The organism is Maridesulfovibrio sp. (genome assembly GCF_963666665.1).
Taxonomy (GTDB): domain Bacteria; phylum Desulfobacterota; class Desulfovibrionia; order Desulfovibrionales; family Desulfovibrionaceae; genus Maridesulfovibrio.
Genome location: NZ_OY762999.1, coordinates 2,368,339 through 2,394,934 on the forward strand (window position 1 = coordinate 2,368,339; position 26,596 = coordinate 2,394,934).

At 48.8% G+C, this 26,596-nt stretch carries 22 protein-coding genes; 8 read left to right on the forward strand and 14 right to left on the reverse strand.

The window, feature by feature from the left end; all coding sequences use genetic code 11:
* Positions 1 to 17: 17 nt before the first annotated feature.
* From ACKU40_RS10970 to ACKU40_RS11005, 8 genes are all read right to left on the reverse strand, one after another.
* Positions 18 to 1,064 (reverse strand): FAD:protein FMN transferase, encoded by a 1,047-nt coding sequence (locus ACKU40_RS10970; RefSeq protein WP_320172841.1) that lies wholly within the window; start codon positions 1,062 to 1,064, stop codon positions 18 to 20.
* 12 nt (positions 1,065 to 1,076) lie between these two features.
* Entirely contained in the window at positions 1,077 to 3,191 is a 2,115-nt protein-coding gene (locus ACKU40_RS10975) for an FAD-dependent oxidoreductase (protein WP_320172842.1), read from the reverse strand.
* A gap of 27 nt (positions 3,192 to 3,218) precedes the next feature.
* On the reverse strand, positions 3,219 to 3,794 hold the full coding sequence (locus ACKU40_RS10980; protein ID WP_320172843.1) for an electron transport complex protein RnfA: 576 nt from the start codon (positions 3,792 to 3,794) through the stop codon (positions 3,219 to 3,221).
* Between the two features lie 14 nt (positions 3,795 to 3,808).
* On the reverse strand, positions 3,809 to 4,495 hold the full coding sequence (locus ACKU40_RS10985; RefSeq protein WP_320172844.1) for an electron transport complex subunit E: 687 nt from the start codon (positions 4,493 to 4,495) through the stop codon (positions 3,809 to 3,811).
* An 8-nt stretch (positions 4,496 to 4,503) separates the two neighbouring features.
* The gene (gene rnfG / locus ACKU40_RS10990; protein WP_320172845.1) at positions 4,504 to 5,073 is read right to left on the reverse strand and encodes an RnfABCDGE type electron transport complex subunit G; all 570 of its coding nucleotides are present in this window, start codon (positions 5,071 to 5,073) and stop codon (positions 4,504 to 4,506) included.
* Positions 5,074 to 5,076: 3 nt separating this feature from the next.
* Positions 5,077 to 6,048 (reverse strand): RnfABCDGE type electron transport complex subunit D, encoded by a 972-nt coding sequence (locus ACKU40_RS10995; RefSeq protein ID WP_320172846.1) that lies wholly within the window; start codon positions 6,046 to 6,048, stop codon positions 5,077 to 5,079.
* Positions 6,049 to 6,198: 150 nt separating this feature from the next.
* Positions 6,199 to 7,347 (reverse strand): 4Fe-4S dicluster domain-containing protein, encoded by a 1,149-nt coding sequence (locus ACKU40_RS11000; protein ID WP_320172847.1) that lies wholly within the window; start codon positions 7,345 to 7,347, stop codon positions 6,199 to 6,201.
* A 5-nt stretch (positions 7,348 to 7,352) separates the two neighbouring features.
* Positions 7,353 to 7,829 carry a cytochrome c3 family protein gene (locus ACKU40_RS11005; RefSeq protein WP_320172848.1) on the reverse strand — a complete coding sequence of 159 codons (477 nt, stop codon included), beginning with the start codon at positions 7,827 to 7,829 and terminating at the stop codon, positions 7,353 to 7,355.
* A gap of 853 nt (positions 7,830 to 8,682) precedes the next feature.
* Here ACKU40_RS11005 and ACKU40_RS11010 point away from each other — a divergent pair.
* The gene (locus ACKU40_RS11010; protein ID WP_320172849.1) at positions 8,683 to 9,030 is read left to right on the forward strand and encodes an antibiotic biosynthesis monooxygenase; all 348 of its coding nucleotides are present in this window, start codon (positions 8,683 to 8,685) and stop codon (positions 9,028 to 9,030) included.
* A 211-nt stretch (positions 9,031 to 9,241) separates the two neighbouring features.
* Complete coding sequence (locus ACKU40_RS11015) at positions 9,242 to 11,269, forward strand: methyl-accepting chemotaxis protein (protein WP_320172850.1); 2,028 nt, start codon at positions 9,242 to 9,244, stop codon at positions 11,267 to 11,269.
* Between the two features lie 34 nt (positions 11,270 to 11,303).
* On the opposite strand, the gene ACKU40_RS11020 is transcribed toward ACKU40_RS11015, so the two are convergent.
* The 3 genes from ACKU40_RS11020 to ACKU40_RS11030 all read right to left on the reverse strand — a co-directional run bounded on the left by ACKU40_RS11020 (position 11,304) and on the right by ACKU40_RS11030 (position 14,772).
* Positions 11,304 to 13,193: a diguanylate cyclase gene (locus ACKU40_RS11020; protein ID WP_320176375.1), complete on the reverse strand. Its 1,890-nt coding sequence runs from the start codon at positions 13,191 to 13,193 to the stop codon at positions 11,304 to 11,306.
* 86 nt (positions 13,194 to 13,279) lie between these two features.
* A complete protein-coding gene (locus ACKU40_RS11025; RefSeq protein WP_320172851.1) occupies positions 13,280 to 14,083 on the reverse strand; it encodes an ABC transporter permease in 804 nt (267 codons plus the stop codon).
* A complete protein-coding gene (locus ACKU40_RS11030) occupies positions 14,080 to 14,772 on the reverse strand; it encodes an ATP-binding cassette domain-containing protein (RefSeq protein ID WP_320172852.1) in 693 nt (230 codons plus the stop codon). The genes ACKU40_RS11025 and ACKU40_RS11030 overlap by 4 nt, the downstream gene beginning before the upstream one ends.
* A 424-nt stretch (positions 14,773 to 15,196) precedes the next feature.
* On the opposite strand from ACKU40_RS11030, the gene ACKU40_RS11035 reads away from it, so the two are divergent.
* The 3 genes from ACKU40_RS11035 to ACKU40_RS11045 all read left to right on the forward strand — a co-directional run bounded on the left by ACKU40_RS11035 (position 15,197) and on the right by ACKU40_RS11045 (position 20,636).
* A complete protein-coding gene (locus ACKU40_RS11035; protein WP_320172853.1) occupies positions 15,197 to 16,396 on the forward strand; it encodes a M48 family metalloprotease in 1,200 nt (399 codons plus the stop codon).
* Between the two features lie 201 nt (positions 16,397 to 16,597).
* Entirely contained in the window at positions 16,598 to 19,033 is a 2,436-nt protein-coding gene (locus tag ACKU40_RS11040) for a methyl-accepting chemotaxis protein (protein WP_320172854.1), read from the forward strand.
* Between the two features lie 199 nt (positions 19,034 to 19,232).
* The gene (locus ACKU40_RS11045) at positions 19,233 to 20,636 is read left to right on the forward strand and encodes an anion permease (protein ID WP_320172855.1); all 1,404 of its coding nucleotides are present in this window, start codon (positions 19,233 to 19,235) and stop codon (positions 20,634 to 20,636) included.
* A 104-nt stretch (positions 20,637 to 20,740) separates the two neighbouring features.
* Here ACKU40_RS11045 and ACKU40_RS11050 read toward each other — a convergent pair whose 3' ends face one another.
* Entirely contained in the window at positions 20,741 to 21,109 is a 369-nt protein-coding gene (locus ACKU40_RS11050) for a hypothetical protein (RefSeq protein WP_320172856.1), read from the reverse strand.
* A 275-nt stretch (positions 21,110 to 21,384) separates the two neighbouring features.
* On the opposite strand from ACKU40_RS11050, the gene ACKU40_RS11055 reads away from it, so the two are divergent.
* Positions 21,385 to 22,962 carry a DUF1566 domain-containing protein gene (locus ACKU40_RS11055; protein WP_320172857.1) on the forward strand — a complete coding sequence of 526 codons (1,578 nt, stop codon included), beginning with the start codon at positions 21,385 to 21,387 and terminating at the stop codon, positions 22,960 to 22,962.
* 65 nt (positions 22,963 to 23,027) lie between these two features.
* On the opposite strand, the gene ACKU40_RS11060 is transcribed toward ACKU40_RS11055, so the two are convergent.
* On the reverse strand, positions 23,028 to 24,251 hold the full coding sequence (locus ACKU40_RS11060; RefSeq protein ID WP_320172858.1) for an NAD(P)-dependent oxidoreductase: 1,224 nt from the start codon (positions 24,249 to 24,251) through the stop codon (positions 23,028 to 23,030).
* Positions 24,252 to 24,447: 196 nt separating this feature from the next.
* On the reverse strand, positions 24,448 to 25,104 hold the full coding sequence (locus tag ACKU40_RS11065; RefSeq protein WP_320172859.1) for a nitrite reductase: 657 nt from the start codon (positions 25,102 to 25,104) through the stop codon (positions 24,448 to 24,450).
* Positions 25,105 to 25,308: 204 nt separating this feature from the next.
* On the opposite strand from ACKU40_RS11065, the gene ACKU40_RS11070 reads away from it, so the two are divergent.
* Both ACKU40_RS11070 and ACKU40_RS11075 read left to right on the forward strand, forming a co-directional pair.
* Complete coding sequence (locus tag ACKU40_RS11070; RefSeq protein ID WP_320172860.1) at positions 25,309 to 25,629, forward strand: DUF3302 domain-containing protein; 321 nt, start codon at positions 25,309 to 25,311, stop codon at positions 25,627 to 25,629.
* A gap of 2 nt (positions 25,630 to 25,631) precedes the next feature.
* Positions 25,632 to 26,585 carry an efflux RND transporter periplasmic adaptor subunit gene (locus tag ACKU40_RS11075; RefSeq protein ID WP_320172861.1) on the forward strand — a complete coding sequence of 318 codons (954 nt, stop codon included), beginning with the start codon at positions 25,632 to 25,634 and terminating at the stop codon, positions 26,583 to 26,585.
* Positions 26,586 to 26,596 lie beyond the last annotated feature (11 nt).

The following is a 26,596-nucleotide window of genomic DNA, read 5'->3' on the forward strand; positions in this document are numbered from 1 at the left end:
ACAGACTTTATGTTGAATTAAATCCCGACCTTCGCTTCCCAGTTAGGGGAATGCAGTTTTACCCCGGATGAACGGGAGATCAGGCATTCACTTTGTTTCTGCGCGTTGATGAAACTGATCGCTTCCTTGGGATTCATCACGAATGCCGCAGTGGAAAGCGCATCCGCCTCCATCACCGTGGGGGCCACAACCGAAAGGCTGACACCCTGACACGCTGAAATCGCATTTTTAAAGTTTGGTACGTGATAACGGGCACGTTCGGCATCAAAGTAGTACTCATGGCCTCTGGAAGTAGATACAGCAGCATTCTTAAGCCTGACGACCGCAGTAGAACCGCCATTGCCGGAAGATTCCTCAATAGCGACAAGCCAAGGCTGTCCCGGAGAACGTTCACCGCAAGCGCGGATATCTCCGCCGGCGATGATCAAATGATTCTCCACTCCGTTTGCTGACAGCATATCCGAAGCCCTGTCCACAATGTAGCCCCTGCCGATCCCGTCCAAGGTAACAGCCATGGAACTTTTGCTGAAACTGATTCCGTTTTTGCAAACATTGACGGAATCAGCACCCACAAGGCCCAGAGCATCGTCAAAATCACTCTGGCTGAGCATCAGCCTGCCCTCGGGATCTCTATTCTTTTTCAACATTTCCAAAACAGGAAGTACCGTTGAATCAAATGCCCCATTGGAGAGGTGGTAATAAGCCTGTGCCCTGCCCATTACTTCATACAATTCGGGGGCAACATCGCTCAGTTTTCCAGTTTCGTTGAGATGGGAAACCGGGGTACCGGGCTGGTGACGGTCAAAGATTGCGGAAAGACGCTCTATCTCAAGAAAAGCCAGTTCTGCAGCATGATGAGCCGCGTCCTTGGACAGATGCAAGGCGACGATGCTGACTTCCGTCCCCATCAGGAAACGGGTCTCAGTATGCTTGTACCGCCTGTCACCGATTCGCAAGGTGTCCGCCAGTTTCATTGCCGCACCAAGGGGATGGGCAATGAGGGCAGCCTTGGAACCGATGTCTCCGAATGATTTGACGAATGAACGCCTAACCGCATTTTCCATGACCTAAGTCCCCTATTCCTTGCCCAGCTCGCTGAATTTCTGCACGTCAGGGTCCTGTGCGTATTCCGCACCGGCTTCCGCATCGTAGCAGGTCAGGCCGCAACGCAGGCAGCGACTGCCTTCCTTACGGGCTGCTTCATAAACGATTGAGCCTTTTACTTCTTCCTTGAATGTGGACCTGCGTTCTTCAACAGTTATCTCGGGAACCTTGATTCTCGGGATGGTGTAAGTAACGTCCATATTCTTGAGGATGGATTCAGGAATAACGCGCAGCTGCGGGTTCTTGGGCTCGGGAATTTCACCTTCGGTAACGAAGTGGTGGATTCCACGGGCTGCCATACGTCCGTCAGCAACGGCCTGAATAATGATTGAACGACCGGTATGCAGTTCACCACCAACGAATACGTTAGGCATGCTGGTCTGCATGGAGGTACTGTCGCAATCAATACCGCCGGTTTTCTTGTTGATTTTGAAGGGAATATTTCCTTCAGCATCAATAAACGGGGTCATATCGGGGACACGGTCAGTGGCGATAACGACCAGATCGGCATCAATGGTCTGCTCAGTGCCTTCAACAGGCAGGGGGTCGCCAAGGGCCTTCTGGGGATCCTTGTACTGAACTTCAATATATTCAACGCCGCTGAGCTTACCGTTTTCAGCAATAAAACGGGTAGGCTTGGTCAGGAAGAGAAGTTCACTTCCCAACTCAGTAGCGCGTTTAACTTCGTTCTTGTTGGCAGACATCTTACGCTGGATGCAACCGACCAGAGAGGTCACTTTGCAGTCCAGACGTGCTGCACTGCGCACAACATCCATAGCGGTGTTGGTGTCACCGACAACAACAATCTTCTTGCCTTTGAGGTCAGTGATGGACTTGCCGACTTCCTCAAGGAAGGTAATCGCATCCATAACGCCTTCAGCTTCAGCATTCTCAAGCTCAAGAGCGGGAACTTTCCAGGCACCTGTTGCGATGAACACAGCTTCAAAACCGTCACGCTCAAGGGTTTCGAAAGTGATATCCTTACCGAACTCAACGCCGTTCTTAACTTCAACTCCGAGGTCGAGGATGGTCTGAACCTCCCAGTCAACAACCTTGGAAGGCAGACGGTATTCAGGGATAATACCCTTCATCATACCGCCGGTCTGCTCACGCTTTTCAAAGATCACAGGTTCGTGACCGATACGGCGCAGAAAGTAAGCTGCGGAAAGACCTGCGGGACCGGCACCGATGATTGCAATCTTGTGACCGGAAGGCGGGTTGCAGTTCAGGTTCACGCGGGAACCGGAATTCATTTCCCAGTCAGCAACGAAACGGTGCAAAGTGTGGATAGCCACACCATCATCAGCGATGTTACGGCGGCAGATGGTTTCGCAGGGTGCGGGGCAGAGACGGCCAACGGCCAGCGGCAGCGGGTTGCGTTCCTTCATGGTCAGCAGTGCGCCGCGCATGTCGCCGTTTTTCATCTGGTTGATATAGGTACGAACGTCGATCTGGGCCGGGCATTTCTGCATGCAGGGAGCCAGACAATCGTCGATTTTGTTAAGATGGAGCAGGTCCATGGTCATACCGCTCACGCGGATAGCTCCGGTGGGGCAGACTTCTGCGCATTTACCGCAGGAAACGCAGGCGTTCATGTCTACAACAGGCACGCCGTCTTCGTTGAGGCGGATTGCATCAAAACCGCAGACCTTTACGCAGGAACCGAGACCGAGACAACCGAGACCGCAGGATTTCTCACCACCGTAAAGCAGTGCTTCAGCGCGGCAGTCTTCAACCCCTTCGTAATCGAAGAGCAAATTTGCGCGGGAACCACCGGTGCAGATGTTGTTGGCAACCTTGGGTTCTTTGAAAGAAGCTTCAAGGCCCATGATAGCTGCAATATTTTCGGCAATCTCAGGACCACCGGCAACGCAGATTTCGGGACCGGCTTCGCCCTTTACAATCGCTCCTGCAGCAGCACTGCAACCGGGATATCCGCAACCACCGCAGTTAGCGCCGGGAAAGCATCCTTCAACTTCAGCAATGCGGGGATCTTCCTCAACATGCAGGACTTTGGATGCGGCAGCCAGAACTGCTGCAGCGGTTAGACCGAGCATGAATAGGACCAGTATAGAAGAAGTAACCATAACTAAATATTCTCCTTGCTTTGCCTGTTAAGCGGCCATGCCCTTGAAGGCAAAAAAGACCAGAGACATGATTCCTGCAGTGATCAGTGCGATGGGTACGCCTCTGAAAACATGGGGAACCGGAGCTACGTCCAGACGTTCACGAATGGACGAAATGATGACCAAAGCGATGAGGAAACCGATACCGGAAGCCATACCGTAGGCCATGGACTTGATAAAAGAGTACCCGTTACGCTGAACCATGATTGCCACACCGAGCACTGCGCAGTTGGTGGTAATCAGGGGCAGGAAGAGACCCAGAGACTTGTACAGGGGCGGGATAACCTTTTTAAGAAACATCTCAACGAACTGTACCAGTGATGCGATGACCAGAATGAAAACAATGGTCTGCAGGTACTCAAGTCCGTGAGGAATAAGGATGTACTGGTGCAGAGGCCAAGTGATGGCAGTAGCCATCAGAATAACAAATATAACCGCTCCACCCATTCCGAGAGCAACATCGGTGGACTTGGAGGTTCCCATGAAGGGACATGCACCAAGGTACTGAACCAGTACGATGTTGTTGATGAAAATGGCGGAGATAAAAAGCAGAAAGTATTCCATTTTAACGCTCTCCCCTATTTATCCTTAAGATCTTGAATGCCGCCGCAAGCACCGCAGTGCGCACAACCGGAATTCATTACATCAGGTACGGTCTCACCCTTTTTGCGGCTCTGATACCTGTTGAAGGCGTTCATGCCTGCGAGGATTACACCGAGAGCCACGAAAGCTCCGGGAGCCATGATCATGAACTCGGCAGGCTTGAAGCTTTCCCACATAACCGGGACACCGAACACGGTTCCGGCACCGAGAACTTCACGGATAGCACCGAGGAAGGTAAGAGAGAGGGTAAAGCCAAGCCCCATACCCAATGCATCGGCAATGGAAAGTATAATTCCGTTCTTGGAAGCGAATGCTTCGGCTCGACCAAGGATCAGGCAGTTAACAACAATAAGCGGAACAAAGATGCCCAGTTTCTGATAAAGCGGATATGCGTAGGCCTGCATGAGCAGCTCAACCGCAACAACCAGTGACGCGGTGATAACAATGAAACAGGCGATACGTACTTTCGCGGGAATAATTTTCCTGAGGCAGGAAATAATCAGGTTGGACATGGTCAATACGAAGATGACCGCCATACCCATCCCCAGACCGTTCTCAGCAGTGGAGGTAACAGCCAGTGTGGGGCACAGGCCGAGAAGCACCCTGAAAGGAGGGAGTTCGGCCCAGAGTCCTTTTGCAAATTCTTTTACTAAACGGCTCATGGTTTCTCCTAGGACTTCTTCCAGATGTTGGTGATCTCAGGCTTAATGGACTGATAGACCTCGATAGCCTTGCGTACAGCGTCAACAGTACCCACGGAGGAGTAAGTTGCACCGGCAATGGAATCGATGTCCCCGCCTTTAGCGGTAATCTGCATGGAATCAAGACCGTGACCTTTAAACTTGTCGGTAAAAGAAGCTTTGGTCACCTTGGTCCCAAGACCGGGAGTCTCGGTCTGAGTAGTAATACCGATACCGAGAAGTTCATCATTGTCCACATCAAAACCGACCATGACGCCGATGTCGCCGGAATAACCGGGAGCAAAGGCTTCAAGTGCGATACCGACCAGCTTTCCGTCTTTCATAGCCGGGAAGACAGTCACGTCTTTTATTTTAACACGTTCCTTAATGGGATCGTTGTCACGATTATCAAGTACGGAGAGCAATGCGGGACCCTGTACATAAGTCAGAACCTGCTGCTCAATCTGGGATTTTGTGGCCTGCTTAAGGTTAACCAGCACCGCACCGGAAGTGGCGCAGATGATGGAGAGAACCACGAGCATATGAAGTATTTCGCGCATGACTTACTTGCCTCCGAAAGGTTTGGGACGTACGCGGTCCAGCAGGGGGGTAAGCAGGTTTGCCACCATGATGGCAAAAGGCACGCCGTCGGGGTAGATGCCGTACACACGGATGACTATGACCATGCTACCGGCAATGAGTCCGAAGAGGAGCTGCGGAATAACACCCACGGGGCTGGAAGCAACATCAGGAGCGAGAAAGAAAGCCCCGAACATTACAGATCCGGTCAGCAGGTGGAACAGCGGGTTGGCGTAAACTTCAGGATCGATCATCCAGAAGATGGAAGCGGTAACAGTCACACCCACGAGGAATGCCGCAGGAATGAACACTCGCACCCAACCGGTAGCGAGAAGGAAGATACCGCCGGCCAGCACTGCGATGATCTGGGAAGCCCCCAGTCCGCCAAGCTGTTTACCGAGGAAAAGGTCGGTGTAGTTGAACTGTCCGAGAGTATCGAGACCGAAGAACTTAAGCTGATCCAAAGGCGCGTTGATCATGAAGTGTGCGAGGTTCGCGTCGATATCCATGGCAGCAGGCCAGGAAAGACGACAGAAAGCCCAGGCAACCAGAGGCGCACAGATGGGGTTGCAACCGAATCCGCCGAAAACGGTACGGCCCAACACGATAGTCAGTACACCGCCGCAGGCTACCATCCACCACGGAGCACCCGCAGGCAGCAGGAAGGCGAAAAGAAGGCCTTCATAAAGAGCGGTGTAGTTATCTACATTAACATCCCGTTCCTGCACCTTGAGGAGAAGAGTCTCTGCGAGAACGGCAGCTGTTCCGGCAATACCTACTGTTGCGAGAGCTGGCAGGCCGAACATATTGAAAGCCATGAGCAATGCGGGAACCAGAGCCAAAAGATGAAACTGCATCATCTTCTCCACGGTGCGTTTGCTGCGCCAGTGGGGAGCAGGCGAAACCGTGAGTCTGACCGCAATGTCGGACATTGCTTTAATTACTGGAGGAGTCATATTTTAACCCTTGAAACTTGTATGTTTAACCGCAATCCGGTTGAATCCTGTATGATTATTCAATCAACACTTGAGACCTGATGATCCCGGGATTCCTTGTGCTACCGGAGGCGAAATCAAATCATTTAGCGCGAAGCGCAACACCTACGACTAAGAAGTCTTTTCAGCCTGACCGCTTGCAAGGAGCTGATCCTTGGCGAAACGGATGTACTGAAGGATAGGACGTCTGACCGTACAGTTGAAGGAGCAAAGACCACATTCGAAACAGCTATGCAGGTTATGCTTTTCAGCCATTTCAAACATCTCGTACTCTGCGTAGCGGCTGAGCATGTTCGGCTGGATTCTAGCCGGGCAGCTGAGCACACACTCCCCACAGTTAATACAAGTTGCGTCTTCAATTGAAGGAAAAGTACCGGCAGGAATTACGAACAGACCGTAATCACCCTTCTTTACACCTTCATCAAGGCTGTAGACGGCTTCCCCACGGAAAGGACCGTCGAGAACGACCTTGTCGCCTGATTTCACTTCAATACCCAGTTCATTGCAGATATGACTTACGGGAGTTCCGAAAAGCACCCGGTAGTTATTGTCCCCAATGGTCATGATGGTATCGGTGATGGGCATACCGGTCTTGTAAATCCTGCCGAGGTTGTAAAGATCCATGACGCTGATGACTTTGGTGTCATCAGGGAATTCCTTTCCGGTGACCTTCTTAACAACGAGGGCGTCAAGAGAGTTAGGATATTTGGGCTTCACAAAAACACGCTCTGTGCCGGCAAGTTCATATGAAGATCCGGCAGCAACAGCCAGAGTGGTATGCACCGGAATAATCAAGGACTCAGCGAGGCGCAGACCTGCTTCAATGGTTTCTTTCTCATCTTTAAGCAGCTGTTCAGCAACGGAAATACCCGGCTCGGGGTTGAGGCCGTTGATAACCAGTCTTTCAGCATGGGAAGAAAGAACAGCTGTGTTCATACCGAGTTCCTGCAGGGTACGGAGCAGCTCTTTGCCGGGACCCATGGACTTTACATCGATAGGCTCAACACTTTCTTCACCGCCGTCAGATTGAATGGTCAGGTGGTGGTAGTTGACTTTGGTTGCCTTACCGGAAAGGGCCGCACTACAGGCAGCACCATATTTGGAAGGACGCTCAGCAAGGAGTTCACCTGCCGCGAGCTTCTGGCCTTTCTTGATCTTCAGAATCTTGTTGCGCATGGAGATATTAAGTTCCGCAGGCGCAGTGATGTCGGAAATGGTCTTCTGAACATCAGATTCAAGGGAATAATGAATTTTAAGCATGAGACCTACCTCGCATGGCAATCGTAACAGGAGTCTTCACCGTAGGGGCCTCCGTCACTCTCGTGACAGCCCATACACTGAGCGTGGAAAGCTTCAGCACGCAGAGGAATGTTCTCGGTATCAGGCTTATCTTCTTCAGCGAGAGGACCAGTGGGAACATCCGCATGACAGCGCAAGCACGCCTCTTCACTGGGAAAATTCTTCTGATGTTCAGCCCTGAACTTTGCATCAAAAGCTACCGGATGACAGCTTCCGCAAGGAATCGGCCTTTCCTGACCGATGTCGTCATGGTGGCAGTCTGAGCATTCATAGCCATACTCATCAGCATGAACAAAATGAGTAAAAATCACCCTGCCACCACTGTTGTCCATCACAACACGGGCCGGATTTTCCTGCACTGCCGGCGGAAAAAGAAATCCCGCGATAGCCGCAACGGCCAAGACAGCAACAATTAAAGTTATTGGGATATATCTGTTCTTCAACGGATCAATCCTTAATTTAGAAAGATTCAAGATTAAGGCACTAAGGCCGGAAACTACCGATTAGAAGCAAACCCTATGCATCAATTTGCAGTTTCATCCTCCGGTAAATCTTTAAAAAGTGTATGGAACCCTCAACCCACAGCCTTAAGAAAGATTCGTCCGCCCCCGCGATTCTTTCTTCCGTAACCTTTTGGGAAAGGCTCGTAGTGAAGAAAGAATCGCGAGGACGGTTAGTGATTGGTCAATCATTCAGTATTTATTTCGGAGTAACCCTTTTCCAAAAAATACCGTTTCGGTCAAGTAGGGAATGCCCTCTTAACCAACGACCAGAGCCAATAAACAATTGCCTGAAACCACCGTCACCTGACCAGCAAGTGCCGAAGACAATTGATTATTCATTCAGCTCAGCGAAGCAAGCAAATACTATACCACGATTTTATAAATCCATGTCTGGATAATTATTTTAGGCACTCAACACATTGAAATATCATATTTTATTATAAAAAAACAAAACTTGTGAAAAAAATATTATAATTTCTTTGGGACCCAAGCACAAAACCATTTTGTGCTTTTTTGCACAAAGTCTGAAAAAAAAGAGTCTTAATTTTCAGACAATACTTAATAACTAGCCTAAAATACGTAATTTAACATTGTAAACTATCTTTTAAAAAGGGTCTTTTTTTCAAGACTGCATGGTATCAAAAAAATAATCGATCATTTTTTTGATACATAATTTCAGTAGCATAATTCTTTTCAAGAAATATTCTGAATATTGCTTGTCTGAGAATACGGAGTGGTGCTAAATCAGCTCTTTTTTAAACCAAAACGCACAACTTTGATAAGGAATGAACATATGTATGCGGTAATATTTGAAGTTTACCCAAAGACTGATGGGAAACAGGAATATTTTGAGATTGCAACGAGGGTCAGATCCTTCCTAGAAAACCGAGAAGGCTTTATTTCTATTGAAAGATTCCAAAGTCTTAACGACGAGGAAAAGATACTAAGTCTTTCATTCTGGGAAGATGAAGATGCGATAGAAAAATGGCGAAATCTACTTGATCATCGCGAAGCCCAACAGACAGGATTAGACAACCTGTTTAAATCTTACCGAATAAGAATTGGCAAAATCACAATAGATTATACAGACAATCAGAGAAACCTAGCCCCAAAAGACTCGAACGAATATTTATTTTCCTGATTATTTATTACCTTTACCTATTTAAAAAGTGTCAAAGCATGCCTACATTTTATAATTGATTCTATCCCGAAATTTACTACAATTCTTTATTGGTACTATAATTATGTCACTATAAGACATAATAAAGTATGGAAAAAGGCTTAAAAACACCTCTGGGGAGGGAGTGCTTTTAGCTGAAGGGAGAACTGCAATTTATAATCAAAAGGGTGTCATGACTTTTTCAATTCGAAACAAAATCGTGTTGATGGCAGTGGTGATTGCTTTACTGACCGCCACATCAATTTTCCTGACAGTTAACCACTACGTTGCCGAAGGATTCTCCGAGGAATCTATCCGCAACATTTCCACCATGAAGAAAGTTGTCGACCGCCATATTGACAGCTTATCCCAAGGTTTTCGTGAAAAAGCTGAATTATTGGCCCGGGATATTGACCTCATTACCGCTATAAAACAGGGAGATTCAGAAGCACTTCAAAAGAAACTCCGATCTTTGATGGTTGAGACAGATTCCGAATTCCTGACCCTGACCGACGCAAAAGGTGTAGTTCTTGGAAGAGCGCACGCCAACAGCTTCGGCGACAATGCCCAAGGACAGGAAACAGTAGGTAAAGCTTTAAGCGGAACCGTCACATCAGGTATCATTAAGGGCAAAGAGATTACTTTTTCCCTGCGGGCGGCAGCACCGATAAAAGAAAACGGCCGGATAATCGGTACCATATCCCTCGGAACCTCTCTTTCCGACAAAGACTTTGTTGATGATGTAAAAAGATTCTCCGACCTTGAGGTAACCGTATTCAATGGCGATACCCGGGAGATGACAACTATCATCAAAAACGGTCGTCGGGCCGTGGGTACCAAAATGACCAACCCGGAAGTTACTGCTACCGTCATAGATCGCGGTAAAACTTTCCTCGCCCGTAACAATATTCTCGGCATTGACTACCAGACAGCTTACTGGCCGATCAAATCGGTCAACGGTAAGAATATCGGCATGTGGTTTATTGGAATGCCCATTCAAACCATGATCAAAGCCCAGAATAATGTAAAAACTTCTTCCCTGCTGGTCATTGCTGTAATCCTGCCCATCATAATGCTTGCGGCATGGCTTTACGCTAGAACAATGGCCCGTCCCATCATTGATGCAACCAAGTATGCAACCCGGGTTGCTGCAGGTGACCTTGACCATGTTCTCGAAATCAAGACCCGCGATGAAGTCGGCATATTGGCTAATGACCTGAACGCAATGGTTGTTACGTTAAAAGAAAAAATCAGCGAAGCTCAGGAACAGACCAGACACGCGGCAGAAGAGACGGAAAAAGCACAACAGGCCATGTATGAGGCAGAAGAGGCACGCAAGGAAGCCGAAAACGCCAAACGCGAAGGCATGCATCAGGCTGCACGAGAGCTTGAAGACGTTGTTGTTATCATATCAACTGCTTCCGAAGAACTTTCCGCCCAGATTGAACAATCAGCAACCGGTTCAGACATGCAAAGCCAGAGGACCGCGGAGACAGCCACGGCCATGGAACAAATGAATGCTTCTGTGGTCGAAGTTGCCCGTAACTCAGGAGAAGCTTCAACAACCGCCGGAGATGCAAGCACAACCGCCACCAACGGGGCAAACGTTGTGAAGGAAATGGTCGAAGGAATCGGAGTTGTTCAGAATTACTCTGAAGCCCTTGAAAAAGAGATGGAAGAACTGGGCGAAAGTGCTGGAAAAATAGGTCAGATCATTGATGTGATTTCGGACATTGCCGACCAGACAAACCTGCTGGCCCTCAACGCTGCAATTGAAGCAGCCCGTGCAGGAGAAGCAGGACGCGGCTTCGCGGTTGTTGCTGACGAAGTCCGTAAACTGGCAGAAAAGACCATGACCGCAACTAACGAGGTTGAGGCTGCCATTTCGGAAATCCAACGCGGCACGAAAGAAAGTATCAGCCAGTGCGCATTCACAGTTAAGGAGATAGGTACAGTTTCAGATATGGCAGGAGATGCGGGCAAGTCTCTCAATGAGATTCTTTCACTTACCGATACGGTTTCCGAACAAATTCAGGGAATCGCCGCAGCATGTGAAGAACAGTCCGCCACTTCAGAACAGATCAACCGGGCTGTGGACGAGATCAACAACATCTCAACCGAGACAAACAGTGCTATGCGCCAGTCTTCAGAGGCTGTTTCCGACCTTGCAGCACAGGCACACCAACTCAAATCCATCATCGATAATATGAAATCAGCATAAAGATAAGGCCGGTGCGTTTCCACGCACCGGCCTTTCAACTTTCCTTCATACAGTACGAAACCACCCGGTTCCTGCCCTGCTCTTTGGCCTGATACAAACATTTGTCTGCATGTCTAAGGGCGACTTCAATATCTTCATCAGAACAGACCATGGTCAGGCCGATACTCACCGTAAATTTAACAACATGCCCACCGGAACGGACTTCCATATTCTCAACGGCCATACGCAGTCTCTCTGCAACCTGAATAGCCGAATCCACGGTCCCATGAACCAGCAAGGCCGCAAATTCTTCCCCGCCAAGCCTTCCGAATACATCCGAAGTTCGCAATGTCGAGGTACAACATTTGACCAGTTCCTTCAGAACAACGTCTCCTACACTGTGACCGTAGGTATCGTTTATATTCTTGAAGTGGTCGATATCCAACATCATGAGATACAGCTCTCCGCCATAACGGGTCAGCCTATCCAGCTCGGTTTCCGCCCGGCCCATAAAGTGACGCCTGTTGTGTGCACCGGTCAGATAGTCAGTACTGGCCAGCCGCTTAACTTCTTCAAGCATTTCTTTTTGTTCGGTAATATCGTGAGCCGTAATGCTTACAAGTCTATTTTCATCCTCCCCTGAATAAACAGGATGATAAGTTACTGTAAAAAATCGTTTCCCAAGCAGAGGCAAATCTATCCATGCCTCAAATCCGGTGGTCTGGCCTGCAAACGCAGAATCAATCAGCTTCTTGGAACGATTTTCAAAGAGATCTTTTCCGGTAACTTCATATACGGGTCGACCAATAAAAAAGTTTTTTGGTTTAGTAAAAAACCTCACATACGACTCATTTACCATCACATACCGATACTCAGAATCGAGCAGGGAAACCATATCCGGACTAAGCTCAACAAGCCTCTCGAATTGACGTAACCTTTGTTCTGCCAATCTACGCTGCCCAACCTCGTTTGCCATTGCCGAGTTAACCTGTCTTAAATCGTCAAGAGCGCGCTGCAACTCCTTGGTTCGATCCTCTACCTTGCCTTCCATTTCCAAATACGCCTGCCGCAGAGCTTCGTCCGCCTCTTTGCGGCGGACAATATTCCACATGCCATCCATCAGCAGGCTCAACTGGCGCACGTCTTCATCATCGTATGCATCTTCCTTGTTTCCGACACCGACAAGAAGCACTATTTTACCGTCATCGAAAAGAGGAACATTCATATGCCTAGTGATTGGCACATGCCCTTTGGGCAGCCCCTTCTTTGCCCCACACGCAGCATAGTCATTAAGAATCATGGGACGTCTTTGTCTGATAGCCTCTCCCCAGACCCCGACATCATTTACATGATAGACATCGGGGATTGATTCCACAGAACATTGAGGCATAACTTTTCGCGACCATGCATACAACCTCAGTTCAGATTCATCTTCATTGACAAAATAAATATAACCAATCTCACTTTTGGTTATTCTTACGGCTGCTTCCAAAGCAAAATCATATATCTGACCGAAATCGGCATCAGCCATACCGGCCAAGGTGCCGAGTGTTTCAAACCTTATCTCATTCAACTGGGTTTTCTTTCGCTCTGAAATATCCCTGACAATAGAGACAAGAACCGTCATTCCTCCCACATCCATTACTGACACACTGATGCTGGCAAAAAAAGAATTTCCATCCCGGTCCAAGACCTCTGCCTCGAAATCCTGCAGAGTTTTGCCCGAGGAAAGCAGATCGATCAGCCGCTCGCGGTCCTCGGCCTGCTTATATCTCTCAATCACGTTGAGCGGGATTGAATCTGTATCAACATAACCAAACAATTCCGCAGCACGGGAATTACCTGCCAAAACGTTTCCGTCCGCAGTTGTAATTACAATGGCATCGGGAGAAGCTTCTATAAATTTACTGCATAGACGGTCATTGGCAAATAAGCTTTGGAACATTTCACTCAAATAAAACAACTTCCCCCCCTTGAATTGATATTAAATACTGCCGTAAGCATACACTGCAACGACAACCGTTACCATATTTAAACCATGTCCCTTCTTCCCCCCCCGGTAAGCAGGGTCATGGCTGAGGAAAAACAACGTTTACGGACCAGCAGCAGAACGATAATTGATGAAAGTGCTGTAGATGCAACCAGCATGAACATGACCACAATCTGATATCGAACAGCCTCTTCAGGATCTGCCCCTGCCAGAATCTGGCCTGTCATCATACCGGGCAGAAAAACCAACCCCACACCCATTAAAGAATTTATGGCCGGGATCATACCTGCTCGCAAAGCATCGCGGAAAATATCAGCTGTTGCTTCTTTGTAATCCGCTCCGAGACAGAGCAGCATTTCAACTTCATTCCGGCGATTCCTGAGATCAGAAAAAAATCTTTCTAAAGAGAGCGCCAGCGAATTCATGGAGTTGCCTGCGATCATCCCGCCAATGGGTATAAAATACTGCGGATCCCACCACGGCTGGGCACCGATAACCAACTTGGTAACCAGAATAGTCACCAGCGAATAACTGAACATGACAGCCAGTCCGGTGGGCATTAGATACGATACATTCCTCTCTTTCACCCGCCCGTGGATGATGTGAACCGAAAAAAAGGTCATAACCAGATAAAGGCCCAGAACAAGTAGCGCGCTATTCAAGCCAAACAGAATTTTCAGCAAATAGCCCATGGTCAAAAGCTGAACAAAAGAACGCAATACGCCGACAGCCAGATCCTTTTCCAATTTAAGCTTGTAATAAATGGAAAGAACCCCGGAAATGGAAACAAGGCTTAAAGCTATTAACAACTGAATCCATGTTATGGAAATAAAGGCATTATTCATGAGAGCACCTCCACTTTACCATCGGAAACAGTCAGGTGCATATGCGGACAACTTGGGTGGTAACTGGTATGATTGACCATAAGCACGGAGATTCCTTCGGAGGCAAGTTCTTCAGCTATCGCCTCTACCCGTTCCCGGCTTTCCCGGTCTAGGGCACTGGTGGGTTCATCAAAACAGATAGCCATCGGCTTGGGCAGTACCGAACGTATCAGGCAAAGGCGCTGGCGTTGGCCCACGGAAAGATCGGAAGCATGGCTGTCTAACCTGATTTCACCCAATCCGACACGTTCCAGCCATTTATGAAGTTCATCATCCAATGGAACGTCCACTCCCTTCCTGACATTGAGAGTAAAGGGCAACAGCAGATTTTCGCGTACTGTTCCCGGAAGCACAGTCGGAGTCTGCTGCACAAAACCGATCTTGGACCGCAATTCCGGGGGATATATGGATTGTATAGGATCTCCCTTAACTAGGATATCACCCTGCCCTGCTTCTTCAAGACGGACGACAAGACGCAGCAAGGTTGATTTTCCCGCCCCTGAAGGTCCGGAAATAAGCACAAACTGTCCTGCAGAAACAGCAAAGGAGACGTCATGCAATCCTTTGCCACCCGGCCAGCGGAACGAAACATTCTTAAATTCAATTACAGGAATCTCTCCGGCAGACTTATCTTTAAGGGGTATATTCACTTTGCAGCTCCATAATGCATTAGCAAGTGCGGATCAGGACCCGGTACAGATATTTGGCAAATTACAGGTCTCGGGCTATCTTCAAGTCAACATCTCAGCTACAAATTCAATCTATGGTGGTATTTGCCCGCAAGTTTTTTAGCTGCACATCCTTCCTGCAATCTCTAACCATGAACCTACTTACATAGATATTATATTCCACACTGCCACTGCAATGTTTTCCTGACACAGGAAAAACCAAACTATTGCCAAAGCACACACGCAGATATATCTTTATAGATAACGAAGAGTTCGGAGGAAACATGGACAAAAGAACAAATCAGCAACAATTTCCAGAAGACAGGCACTGAAACTGACAGCAGGCGGCACGCTGGGTATCCTCAGCGGGTGCGCAATCAACCCTGTCACAGGTCAGCAACAGTTGATGCTGGTTTCCGAACAGCAGGAAATTCAGATGGACCGCCAGAATTCTCCGCACCAGTTCTCTGCGGACTACGGTGCGGTTCAGGATAGCCTGGTCAACAATTACATCACTGAAGTCGGAATATCCCTTTCCTCCAGCAGCCACCGACCCAACATGCCCTACTCTTTCCGCTGTGTTAATGCCAACTACGTTAACGCATACGCCTTTCCCGGCGGCAGTATAGCCTGTACCCGCGGCATTCTGGTCACCCTTGAAAACGAAGCGGAGCTTGCTGCGCTTCTAGGGCATGAGATCGGACATGTGAATGCCCGCCACACAGCCTCACGCATGAGTTCAGCCATAGCCGTACAGGGCATAGTCGCTGTCGGAGTAGGTGTTGCCGCAACTCAGGACAGCCGCCTCGTACCGCTGGCAGCAGGTCTGGGCGGAATAGGTGCCGGTATGCTCCTTGCGAGCTACTCCCGTTCTGATGAAAGGCAGGCCGACAGCCTCGGCATGGAATACATGGACAATGCCGGCTACGACCCTGAAGGAATGGTCGGACTTATGGAAGAGCTGGAAAAACTGCACAAGAGCAAGCCTTCATTCGTGCAACAGATGTTCGCTTCCCATCCAATGAGCTCCGAACGCTATGCAACCGCAGTAAAAAAACGGGATACCGTTTATGCCAACAGCCACGGTAAACTGCTGCGCGAACGATACATGGACAACATCGCATCCATACGCAAAATCAAGCCGGCCATTGAGGAAATGCAAAAAGGCGAAGGCGCCATGGGCAAAAAGAACTATAATGAAGCCGAAGAGCACTTTTCAAAAGCCTTACGCATAGCGCCCGATGACTACGCAGGATTACTGCTCATGTCTAAATGCCAGCTGGCACAAGGAAAAGCCAAGGAAGGACTACACTACGCCCAGCAGGCCAAAAACAGATATCCGCAGGAGGCTCAGGCCCTGCATATAACAGGCATGCTCAGTCTTGAGAATCATAAATTCAAACAGGCTCTGTCCAACTTCGACGCATACGAAAAGAGACTGCCCGGCAACCCCATGACTACATTTTTCAAGGGAGTCTCATACGAAGCCCTTGGCAATCGGGACATGGCTGCCAATGAGTACTACCGTTTCCTCAAGGTCAACAATCAGGGAGATTATGCTAAACATGCATATGACCGGCTGATAGGCTGGGGCTACCTGCAATAACAATCATCAAATCACAAAAAAATACCCCGGACAATGTTCCGGGGTATTTTTTTACCCTTCACAACAATAATACTACACTTTTGTAGTAACAAAAGATATACTGAAAAGTTAAACCCAATTGACATTTAAGTATCTTTACTCTAGTTATCACTATCAATTCAAATAGATAAACAGCAAAACAGTCAAAGGGGAGTTGGCCCGATGCTCAAAAATCTTAACGTAACTACTAAAATTGCAACAGGATTCGGACTGATCCTTATTCTGCTGGCGACAACTGCGGGGCAAGGCATTCTAAAGCTGACTGACAGCTCAGACGGTTTTGCAGGATACCGGTCATTGGCGCGGCAGACCAACCTGACAGGCAGAATCCAAGCCAATATGCTGCTGACCAACACGAGCGCAATCTCTTATATTCACTCGGGTGCAGACAACTCCCTGAAAGAATATAACGACAAGATCTCCACACTTCAAAAATTCATCCAAGAAGCAGAAAAAGAGATGAATTCCCCTAAGCGCATTGAATTGGTTAAAGAAATTGACCATGAAGTCGCTACCTATCAAAAAACATTCAACCAATTTCTTTCAGCAAAACAGAAAGAAAAAGATTCAATCAATCAGGCAAGCGAAAACGGGAAAGCACTAGTTAATGGACTGGAAACACTACTCCAAAGTGCAAACGAACGTGAAGACAGCTTCATGATTGCCATGGTGCAAAAAAGCAGGGCGGCACTGTTTAAGGCAAGGCTTGCAAACTCTGTATACATTTACAAAAGCCAACATAAAGATGATGCAGAAAAAGCAATCAAACTTTTTGATGAGTTTGCAAAAAGCATCGGCGAGATCCAGAACGTACTATACTCCCCTGCCGATCTGGGCCTTATCAATGAACTTACCGAGAACAATAAACAATACGTCCTGCACACCCAGAAGATAATTGAAGCGAACATAAAACAGGTTGCAGCAAAACAAAAAATAGACTCTCTCGGCCCCATCATAGCAAAGCATATCGAAGAGTTGAAATTATCCATAATGGAAGAACAGGATGATCTCGGCCCGAGAATGCAGGCAACCATTGCCGCAGCCGTAGACAATATGACCTTCATGTCTGCCCTGGCTTTATTGGGCGGAATTGTTCTCGCCTTTTTCATTGCCCGCAGCATCACTGTCCCGCTCTCCAAAGCCCGTCTTTTTGTTCAGGAACTGTCCAAAGGCAATTTCGACTGCATGATGGAGGTGAACCAAAAGGATGAGGTCGGCATGATCTGCAAAGATATGGCTCAAGTCGGCAGCACTCTGAATACTGTAATGACCAAGATTGACACGGCCATCACCGGAATCGAAGAAGGCCGAATTGACAGTCAGGCCGACAGCAGCGGATTCGAAGGCAGCTTTGCTGAACTCATCAACCGTACAAATCTGGCTATGCATGTCATGCGCTCCTTTATTGATGCTGTCCCCATGCCGGTAATGACCATAGACCGCGAAATGAAAATTTTGTTCATGAACAAACCCGGCACAAAACTGCTCGGCAGATCCCTTGAAGACCTCAAGAAAGATAAATGTTCCAGTGCACTGCATACAACAGACTGCGGCACAGACAGATGCGCCTGCGCCAAAACTTTCATTTCCCGTAAACCTGAAAACGGTTCAACCTCGGTAATGACCCCCGACGGCAGGCTGGACATGGACTACTTCGGCGTCCCCATTGAAAAGGACGGTAAAGTTGTCGGCGCCATTGAAGTCATACTCGACCAGACCGCCATCCGTGAAGCCCAGCGAAAGATGCAGGATGTTGCCGAACGCACTCAGGCCATTTCCGAACAGCTTTCATCCGCAAGTGAAGAATTGGCCGCACAGGTTGAACAGATCAGCAACGGTTCCGAGATTCAACATGAAAGGATCACTGAAACTGCGACCGCTATGGAGCAGATGAACAGTACCATCATGGAAGTTGCCCGCAATGCTTCCAGTGCATCGGGAAAGAGCATGGAAGCCAAGCAGCAGGCAGAAGAAGGAGCACAGATCGTATCTCAATCGGTCCGCTCAATCACCGAAGTAAGCACTATTGCTGAAGACCTGCGCATCAACATGGAAAATCTCGGTAAACAGACCGAATCAATCGGCACGGTCATGGATGTAATTTCCGACATTGCCGACCAGACCAACCTGCTGGCCTTGAACGCGGCAATTGAAGCGGCCCGCGCAGGCGAAGCCGGACGTGGTTTCGCGGTCGTAGCTGATGAAGTCCGCAAACTTGCAGAAAAAACAATGACCGCCACCCATGAAGTAGGCAACAACGTGGAAAGCATCCAGCAGGCCATGCGAACCAATATGCAAGCTGTGGAAAATGCAGTAAATGCAGTAGAACAAACCACTGAACTGGCTGCAAAGTCAGGTTCTTCCCTTGAGGCGATTGTGAACACCGTGGAATACAGCGCAAGTCAGGTGGAAGGAATCGCAACTGCATCTGAAGAGCAGTCCAGTGCTTCCGAGCAGATCAACAGTGCCATAAGCGAAATCAACAATATTACCCGCGAAACGACTGAAGGGATTAAGCAATCAGCAAAAGCAGTTCAGGAACTGGCGGTCATGTCCAGTGAACTGACTGAACTGATCAGCGAACTTCGTTCAGCCTAACAACTCCTCAATCAAACTATGAAATCCCGGCAGCCCATATCGGACTGCCGGGATTTTTTTTGGTCCTGTTGACCCAAAGTGTAAAATTATGTCATTAATAATCAGGATCTCCCGTCTCTTTTAACGGGAACTGCATTTTTTGCTCGGTACAGGCTTCTGAAAACAAATTCCTGCGAACCCTAGATTACTGTGAGGTCACATGGATAAACTCAAAAAGTTTTCCCCTGTCATTGTTCCAATTGTTATGGCCCTCTTTCCCACACCGGAAGGACTGCAACCCGAAGCATGGTACTTCCTAAGTATTTTCGTCGGCGTTGTAGTCGGCCTGATTGTAGAGCCAGTTCCCGCCGCCTTGGTCGGCCTTGTGGGAGTGACGGTGGTGGCTATTCTGGGACTGGTCGATCCCAGTGCCACAGTAAGCCGCAACTGGGCCTTGTCCGGTTTTTCAAACGGTGTAATCTGGCTTATTTTTTCAGCCTTCATGTTCGCCATGGGCTACAAAAAAACAGGTCTGGGTAAACGGATCAGCCTTATCCTGATCAAACATCTGGGCAGGAACACCCTTGGATTGGGCTACGCCATTGCTTTTTCAGATCTGATCCTCTCACCGTTCATGCCTTCCAACACAGCCCGAAGCGCAGGAACTATCTATCCCATCGCCAGCAATATTCCGCCCATGTTCGATTCAACACCTGACCATGAACCGCGTAAAATAGGATCATACCTGACATGGGTGGCCTTTGCTGCAACCTGTGTAACCAGCTCCATGTTCTTGACCGCACTTGCCCCCAACCTGCTGGCCGTGGACTTGATCAGCCAAGGGACCGGAATAAGCATCCAATGGGGACAATGGGCCAAGATCATGATCCCGGTCATGCTTCCCCTGTTCCTGCTGACTCCCTGGCTGGCCTACGTCATCTACCCTCCTACCCAGAAACATTCGCCGGAAGCCCCGGCATGGGCTGCTGAAGAACTCATAAAGATGGGCAAGGTCAGCACCAAGGAACTCATGATGCTCGGCTATGCCCTGACAGCCCTCATCTTCTGGATTTTCGGCAAAGAACTTGGCGTAAACAGCACAGTAGCCGCCATGTTTGTATTGTCGCTGATGGTCTTAACAGACGTCATCAACTGGGAGGATGTCATAACCAACAAGGGCGCATGGAATGTGCTGGTCTGGTTCGCCACCCTTGTAGCTATGGCCAGTGGATTAAAAAAGGCCGGAGTGCTCAAATGGATCGGCGGCCTTGTTTCCGCCAACCTTCAGGGAATGCCGCCGGAAACGGTAGCAATCATGCTGGTTATTCTGTTTTTCGTACTGCACTATTTCTTTGCCAGCACAACTGCACACACCACGGCTTTGATGCCCCTGTTTATAGCCATTGCCCAGCCCCTGCTTCCCCCGGAGATGCTGCCGACAGTCGTACTCATGCTGGCGGGAAGCCTCGGTGTAATGGGTATCATCACCCCCTACGCCACCGGACCGGCACCAATCTGGTATGGTTCAGGCTTCATCAGTCAGGCCCGTTGGTGGGCACTGGGGGCTATCTTCGGCGGCCTCTACCTGCTCTGCATGGTTGCCGCAACCATCATGTACGCTTAAGCAACGAAGAGCCCGTTTAATCGTATAAACGGGCTCTTATTCCATCACTTTAAAAATTATATGATCCGTCCTGAAAGCAACCTAAGACGGACTCCCTTCAAATCTTAATAACATTCATAAATTACCCTGATACTCTGACCGTACATGATTGCATCACCATCAACCGTCCACCGGTTATTTGCATAGCCATATTTAAAAGTAACCGTGCCTTGCTTAACACCAGCATCGTCCAGCAGGTCCTGCACCTCACGACCTCCACTTTGATATTTGGCTGCTTCTTCAGCTGTCATTGTATCCTGAAAAGGTGTGGGGAAAAATTTCGCAACTTGAACAGGGCCGATAATCATAGGTGCGAGGCTTATCCTATGGCAGGTGAGCAGCCCTGTTTTAGCATTGCTCTCCGCCAGCGCAGTGCCTGCAAAACCGATAATCAACATGAGACTAAATAAAGCAAAAAGAATTTTCCTAGACATGCTTTCTCCTTCAATTAATTTTGATGAACTTTTTTAAATGCCGAAATTACAATTTCACTATTTATTACCCTGCTGAAACAGAATAACTACCTAAATTAGTGCTTATAGACTTGTAGCACTCGCAACTCTTGCAGACAAGTTTTTATGTAACTTTAGAAACATAAACTTAATCTGCATATATATTTTTTTTAAGATCTGTAAATGAAACCATCTTTTCCCCTAGCTGGAAAAATTAGTTCATGTTTTACTGAAAAATAAAAACAACAGGAGCGCGTATGAAAAGGTATTCCCTGCTAGTCATAGCTTCATTCTTATTTATCTGTTCAACATCCGTTTGGGCTGGAAATTATCCAATAGTAGACAGCGGTCAACAAGCCTGTTTCAACAACTCCCGGCAAATCAATTGCCCGGACAAAGGAAATGATTTCTACGGGCAGGATGCGCAATACAAAGGCAACCAGCCTCGTTACAAAGATAACGGAGACGGCACAATCTCCGATCTCGTCACCGGCCTTATGTGGGTCAAGGAACGCGGCCCCGCAGTCACTTGGCAGCAGGCTATGGACGGTGCAGATGACTGCAAAGTTGGCGGATATACTGACTGGCGCACCCCGAACATTAAAGAACTATACTCGCTCATCGACTTCAACGGCTGGGTTCAGGGTACTGAAAAAAGCTCAACCCCATTCATTGATACCAAGTATTTTGAATTCAAATTCGGTGATACATCCAAAGGACAACGCATCATCGATTGTCAGGACTGGTCCTCAACAACATATGTAAGCACAACCATGGATGGGAATCCTACCGCATTCGGAGTCAATTTCGCTGATGGGCGCATCAAAGGTTACGGCAAAAGAAATCCGCGCGGTAAATGTAGCAAATATATCCGCTATGTTCGCGGCAATCCGGAGTACGGAAAGAATCTATTCGTGGACCGCAAAGACGGAACCATTGAAGACAAAGCCACCGGGCTGGTCTGGCAACAGGTCGACAGCAGCAAAAAACTGAATTGGGAAGAAGCCTTGAGTTATTGCGAAAACCTTACTTATGCCGGACGCAGTGACTGGCGGCTGCCCAACGTGAAGGAACTGCAATCCATAGTGGATTACTCACGCAGCCCCGTAACCAGCAATTCAGCAGCCATCGATTCCATCTTCAAGGTAACGGACAAGGAATCCTACTACTGGTCATCCACCACCCACATGGATGGACCTAAACCTTCCCACGCCTCCTATATAGCCTTTGGCCGGGCCTTGGGTTATTTCGCTCCCCCGCGCAGCAACAATAAAAAATGGATGGACGTCCATGGAGCAGGGGCACAACGCAGTGACCCTAAATCAGGTAACCCGGAGGCCTTCCCTAACGGACGCGGTCCGCAAGGCGACGACATTCGCATCTATAATTACGCACGTTGTGTAGCTGGCGGAGGGGTCCAACCATACGACCCGCCCTACACCAAAATCCCCGCTTGGAAAGGCGGATCCCCCAATTCATTCTCTGACAGAATGAGTCCTATGGGCGGCAACGGACAAGGCATGGGGAGAAATCAAGGCCGTAATTCCGGCATGGGCCAAGGCATGATGCAGGGTGAAATGGGACAAGGTATGAGACAAGGCATGATGCAAAGTGAAATGGGACAAGGCATGGGACAGGGACGTGGTCCCGGTAACCTCCAAGGTCCACCCGAAGAAGCTTTCACTGCCTGCGAGGGCAAATCCCAAGAAGAGGAATGTACAGTTGAAACCCCGCGCGGTAAGCTTTCCGGATTATGCATGAGTCGGGGAGATCAAATCTTCTGCGTTCCCGAAGGGCACGGTCCCGGAGGAATGCGCGGCAGACAGATGCAGTAAATATAATAAAATACCCGGAATGGACTACCATTCCGGGCATTTTTACTATCCCAAAAAGATGAGATTTAAAGGCCTTCCACGTAATCCATAATCGCCTGCGCGGAATTCTTGGAACAACGCACGGCTTCAGCAACGGTTCTGGCTCCGGTGACAACGTCCCCTGAAGCGAACACGCCGTCACGAGTAGTGCGGCCTTCTTCATCAGTGATGACCAGTCCGGTCTTACCGATTTCTATTCCGGTCAGGTTATTGCGCGGAGCCTGACTTACAGCGATGAAAATAGAATCGGCCTGCTCCAGCTTTTCGGAACCTTCAATGGTAACCAGCTTGGTCTTGCCGTCTTCATCGGTTTCCTTTTCAGTACGCACACAAAGCACGCCTTCCTCGGAAAGCTCCAGCGGGGAATGGTAGAACTTGAAGCGCACCCCATCCAGTTTGGCGTAATCGTACTCATACTTGGTGGCGGACATATCTTCCTGACCACGACGGTAAAGCACGGTCACTTCCTCTGCGCCTTTACGCAAGGCTGTGCGGGCAACATCCATAGCCACATTACCGGCACCGATGACCGCAACTTTCTTACCCAGATCGTAGACATCGGGATTCTTCAAATAGTTGATAGCATAATGAACATTGCCAAGGGTTTCGCCCTTGAGTCGCAGCGGACGCGGATTCCAGACCCCGGTACCGATAAAAATAGCCTTGTAACCATCACGCAGCAGGTCGTCGATACTGATAACCGGACCGATGAGCATGTTGGGACGTATTTTCACACCGAGCTGCACCAGAACTTCACGCAGCTTCTCAAGAATATCCTTGGGCAAACGGAATTCAGGGATACCGTATTGCAAAACTCCGCCGATCTTTTCCTCGGATTCGAAAATTGTAACCTCATACCCTTTCAGGGCGAGGATGAAAGCCACAGTGATTCCAGCCGGACCGGAACCGACAACGGCAATGCGTGATTTACGTTTTTCCTTTTTCTGCGGCTGAAACTGAGCAAGATAATAGCGTGAAATATAGTTTTCAATATCGCTGCACTGCACCGGGGAACTCTTGCGCCCCAGAATGCAATGCCCTTCACAGAAATTTTCATGGGGGCAGATGAGTGAACAGACCACGGAAAGCGGGTTGTTCTCAAAAAGCATAGCCCCGGCCTCCTGCATTTTGCCGTCCAGCAGGAGTTCGATCATTTTATTGATAGGTGTTCCAAGGGGACAGCCCTTGCTGCAAAGCGGTTTCTTACACTGCAGGCAACGGCTTGCCTCTTCAATGATATGTTTTCCCATATGAATGATGTGTGGTTTGGCCCTTGGATGAAGGGGCGTGATTATCTTGAAAAGGAGAAGAAAGTAGTGCGTGGAAAGCGGGTAATAACAAGGGTAGACAGGGAGGTCCAGTGTATATTTACATTCAATTCAGGAGGTAAAGAAAGGCGGGCTCCCTTAAGGGAGCCCGCCTTTCTAATAATCAAGCTAAATAAATCTATTTCACGGCTTCAAGCAGGGCTTCTTCACCGAGACGGTCGACAAGACCGCTGATGCGTTCGCGCTTGCGGCCGTTTGCTTTGTAGAAATCAAGAGCCTTTTCAATCAGTGCGAGGGCTTCATCATCAACGAGCTGGGTGCCGATTTTTACGCCTGCGCGAACATTGCGTGCTGCACCGCCGCCGAAGAGGACATCCCAGCCTTTGGGGGTACCTACGAGGCCGATATCGCGCACATTGCTGAATGCACAAACCATTTTACAGCCGGAAACACCGCTTTTGATCTTGAAGGGGTAAGGACCGTTTGCTTTGATAACTTCAAGCAGCTTTTTACCCATGCCGCGGCTATCCTGAACACCGTATTTACAGACGCCAGCACCGGTGCAAACACCAACAGTCGGAGGAACTTTATCAACCTTGGTTCCAAGGCTGGCAATAACTTCATCCACTTTATCCTTGGGAATGCCTTCCAGATTCAAGCGCTGACCGGTGGTCACGCGAACAGAAGTCAGGCCGAACTTCGCCATGGTTTCCATTACAGTTTTCATCATTCCGGGGGTACACTGCCCCTGAACCAGAGGAATACGCATAGCGTAAGTTCCGTCTTTGCGTTCAACGGGCATAGCTGTAAGAGATTCAGCGACAATATTATCCATAAAAAGACTCCTTGCTTATTTTGATGGGTATCCATTTACATCAGAGCGTCCGGCAGTGCAAACGCTGGATGCCATTAGTAATTCCCCTATGAAAATGGGAGTTTTTGATAGGACCGCCCCTTTAAATGTGCTACAGAAAAGTAAAGTTTAATTTCTGATAAAGTAGTCAATTACTTACTTGCTGCACTTAGGAAGGAGACGCTTATGATTGAGACTGATTCCCGAATACTTGATTATATCGGTGCCGGAATGTTGATCTTTGTATTTCTGGTGCTGGTTTACGGCATCATCTTTATTCACGATATCCCATACAATATAGCCAAAAAGCGTAACCATCCCCATCAGGACGCCATCCATGCTGCAGGCTGGGTCAGTCTCTTCACCTTGCACGCAATCTGGCCCTTCCTCTGGATATGGGCCATGATCCATAAACCAGATCTGGAAAGCGATGAATCCTTTGTGGAACATAAAACAGAGCCTACTCCCACGGAAGAAGCAGTCGAACCGGAAGCGAAGGAGGTATAACCGTGGATATACTTATTGAATTAACATACGCGGCTATTGTCTTCTTTGCCTTCAAAGTCCTGAAAATCCCTGTGACCAAATGGACGATAACCACAGCTGTAGTGGGTGGAATATTTGTGGTCGGAGGAATTTTCCTGTGCATGGCCTTTTACCATCCCTACACCCCGGAAGCGAGAATCTACTTCCAGACCACCCCTATTGTTTCGCAAGTTCGGGGCAAAACCATTGCCGTGCATGTAAAGCCGAACACGCCTATCAAAGCCGGGGACAAACTTTTTTCCATAGACCCTACCCCGTTCAAAGCCCGGGTGGATGAAGTTAATGCCCAACTAGGTTTCGCCAAGCGCCGCCTTGCTGAATCCAAAGAACTGGCCAAGCATGCCGCAGGCAGTCAATATGATGTGGAACAATACCAGCAGGAAGTAGGCAAACTGCAATCCGAACTTGCCAAGGCCCTGTTCGACCTGAACAGCACCACAGTGGTAGCCCCCACTGACGGCTGGGTTACCCAACTGCGGCTGCGTCCGGGTATGATGGCCGTGCCTTTGCCTCTACGCCCGGTGATGACTTTTGTTCATTCCGAGGCCCCAATGCTGGTGGCTGCTTTCAAGCAGAACCCCCTCCAGAACATTAAACCCGGCTTCAAGGCTGAGGTCATATTCCCTGCTATCCCGGGCCGCGCCTTCAAAGGCGAGGTAACCAAGATTCAGGAAGCATTAGCTGAAGGCCAGCTCCAACCCTCCGGGGACCTCTTGAGCGTTTCCACCCATATCCCCGAAGGACGGGTTCCGGTTTTTATAAACGTGACGGACAACCTTTCCGCATACAACCTGCCCCTTGGCAGCGCGGCTGCGGTGAGTGTCTACAGTGAAAGCATGGAACCGCTGGCCCTGATCAGGCAGGTGCTGCTGCGTATGGTCAGTTGGCGGAACATCATCTGTTTTGAAGCCCTCTAAGCAGGAAAGAG

What these genes read in the sequence shown, in the direction of transcription:
- ACKU40_RS10970 (WP_320172841.1), bottom strand. Translation starts at nt 1,064, where the DNA reads ATGGAAAATGCGGTTAGGCGTTCATTCGTCAAATCATTCGGAGACATC.
- ACKU40_RS10975 (WP_320172842.1), bottom strand. Translation starts at nt 3,191, where the DNA reads ATGGTTACTTCTTCTATACTGGTCCTATTCATGCTCGGTCTAACCGCT.
- ACKU40_RS10980 (WP_320172843.1), bottom strand. Translation starts at nt 3,794, where the DNA reads ATGGAATACTTTCTGCTTTTTATCTCCGCCATTTTCATCAACAACATC.
- ACKU40_RS10985 (WP_320172844.1), bottom strand. Translation starts at nt 4,495, where the DNA reads ATGAGCCGTTTAGTAAAAGAATTTGCAAAAGGACTCTGGGCCGAACTC.
- rnfG (WP_320172845.1), bottom strand. Translation starts at nt 5,073, where the DNA reads ATGCGCGAAATACTTCATATGCTCGTGGTTCTCTCCATCATCTGCGCC.
- ACKU40_RS10995 (WP_320172846.1), bottom strand. Translation starts at nt 6,048, where the DNA reads ATGACTCCTCCAGTAATTAAAGCAATGTCCGACATTGCGGTCAGACTC.
- ACKU40_RS11000 (WP_320172847.1), bottom strand. Translation starts at nt 7,347, where the DNA reads ATGCTTAAAATTCATTATTCCCTTGAATCTGATGTTCAGAAGACCATT.
- ACKU40_RS11010 (WP_320172849.1), top strand. Translation starts at nt 8,683, where the DNA reads ATGTATGCGGTAATATTTGAAGTTTACCCAAAGACTGATGGGAAACAG.
- ACKU40_RS11015 (WP_320172850.1), top strand. Translation starts at nt 9,242, where the DNA reads ATGACTTTTTCAATTCGAAACAAAATCGTGTTGATGGCAGTGGTGATT.
- ACKU40_RS11020 (WP_320176375.1), bottom strand. Translation starts at nt 13,193, where the DNA reads ATGTTCCAAAGCTTATTTGCCAATGACCGTCTATGCAGTAAATTTATA.
- ACKU40_RS11025 (WP_320172851.1), bottom strand. Translation starts at nt 14,083, where the DNA reads ATGAATAATGCCTTTATTTCCATAACATGGATTCAGTTGTTAATAGCT.
- ACKU40_RS11035 (WP_320172853.1), top strand. Translation starts at nt 15,197, where the DNA reads ATGCTGGTTTCCGAACAGCAGGAAATTCAGATGGACCGCCAGAATTCT.
- ACKU40_RS11040 (WP_320172854.1), top strand. Translation starts at nt 16,598, where the DNA reads ATGCTCAAAAATCTTAACGTAACTACTAAAATTGCAACAGGATTCGGA.
- ACKU40_RS11045 (WP_320172855.1), top strand. Translation starts at nt 19,233, where the DNA reads ATGGATAAACTCAAAAAGTTTTCCCCTGTCATTGTTCCAATTGTTATG.
- ACKU40_RS11050 (WP_320172856.1), bottom strand. Translation starts at nt 21,109, where the DNA reads ATGTCTAGGAAAATTCTTTTTGCTTTATTTAGTCTCATGTTGATTATC.
- ACKU40_RS11055 (WP_320172857.1), top strand. Translation starts at nt 21,385, where the DNA reads ATGAAAAGGTATTCCCTGCTAGTCATAGCTTCATTCTTATTTATCTGT.
- ACKU40_RS11060 (WP_320172858.1), bottom strand. Translation starts at nt 24,251, where the DNA reads ATGGGAAAACATATCATTGAAGAGGCAAGCCGTTGCCTGCAGTGTAAG.
- ACKU40_RS11065 (WP_320172859.1), bottom strand. Translation starts at nt 25,104, where the DNA reads ATGGATAATATTGTCGCTGAATCTCTTACAGCTATGCCCGTTGAACGC.
- ACKU40_RS11070 (WP_320172860.1), top strand. Translation starts at nt 25,309, where the DNA reads ATGATTGAGACTGATTCCCGAATACTTGATTATATCGGTGCCGGAATG.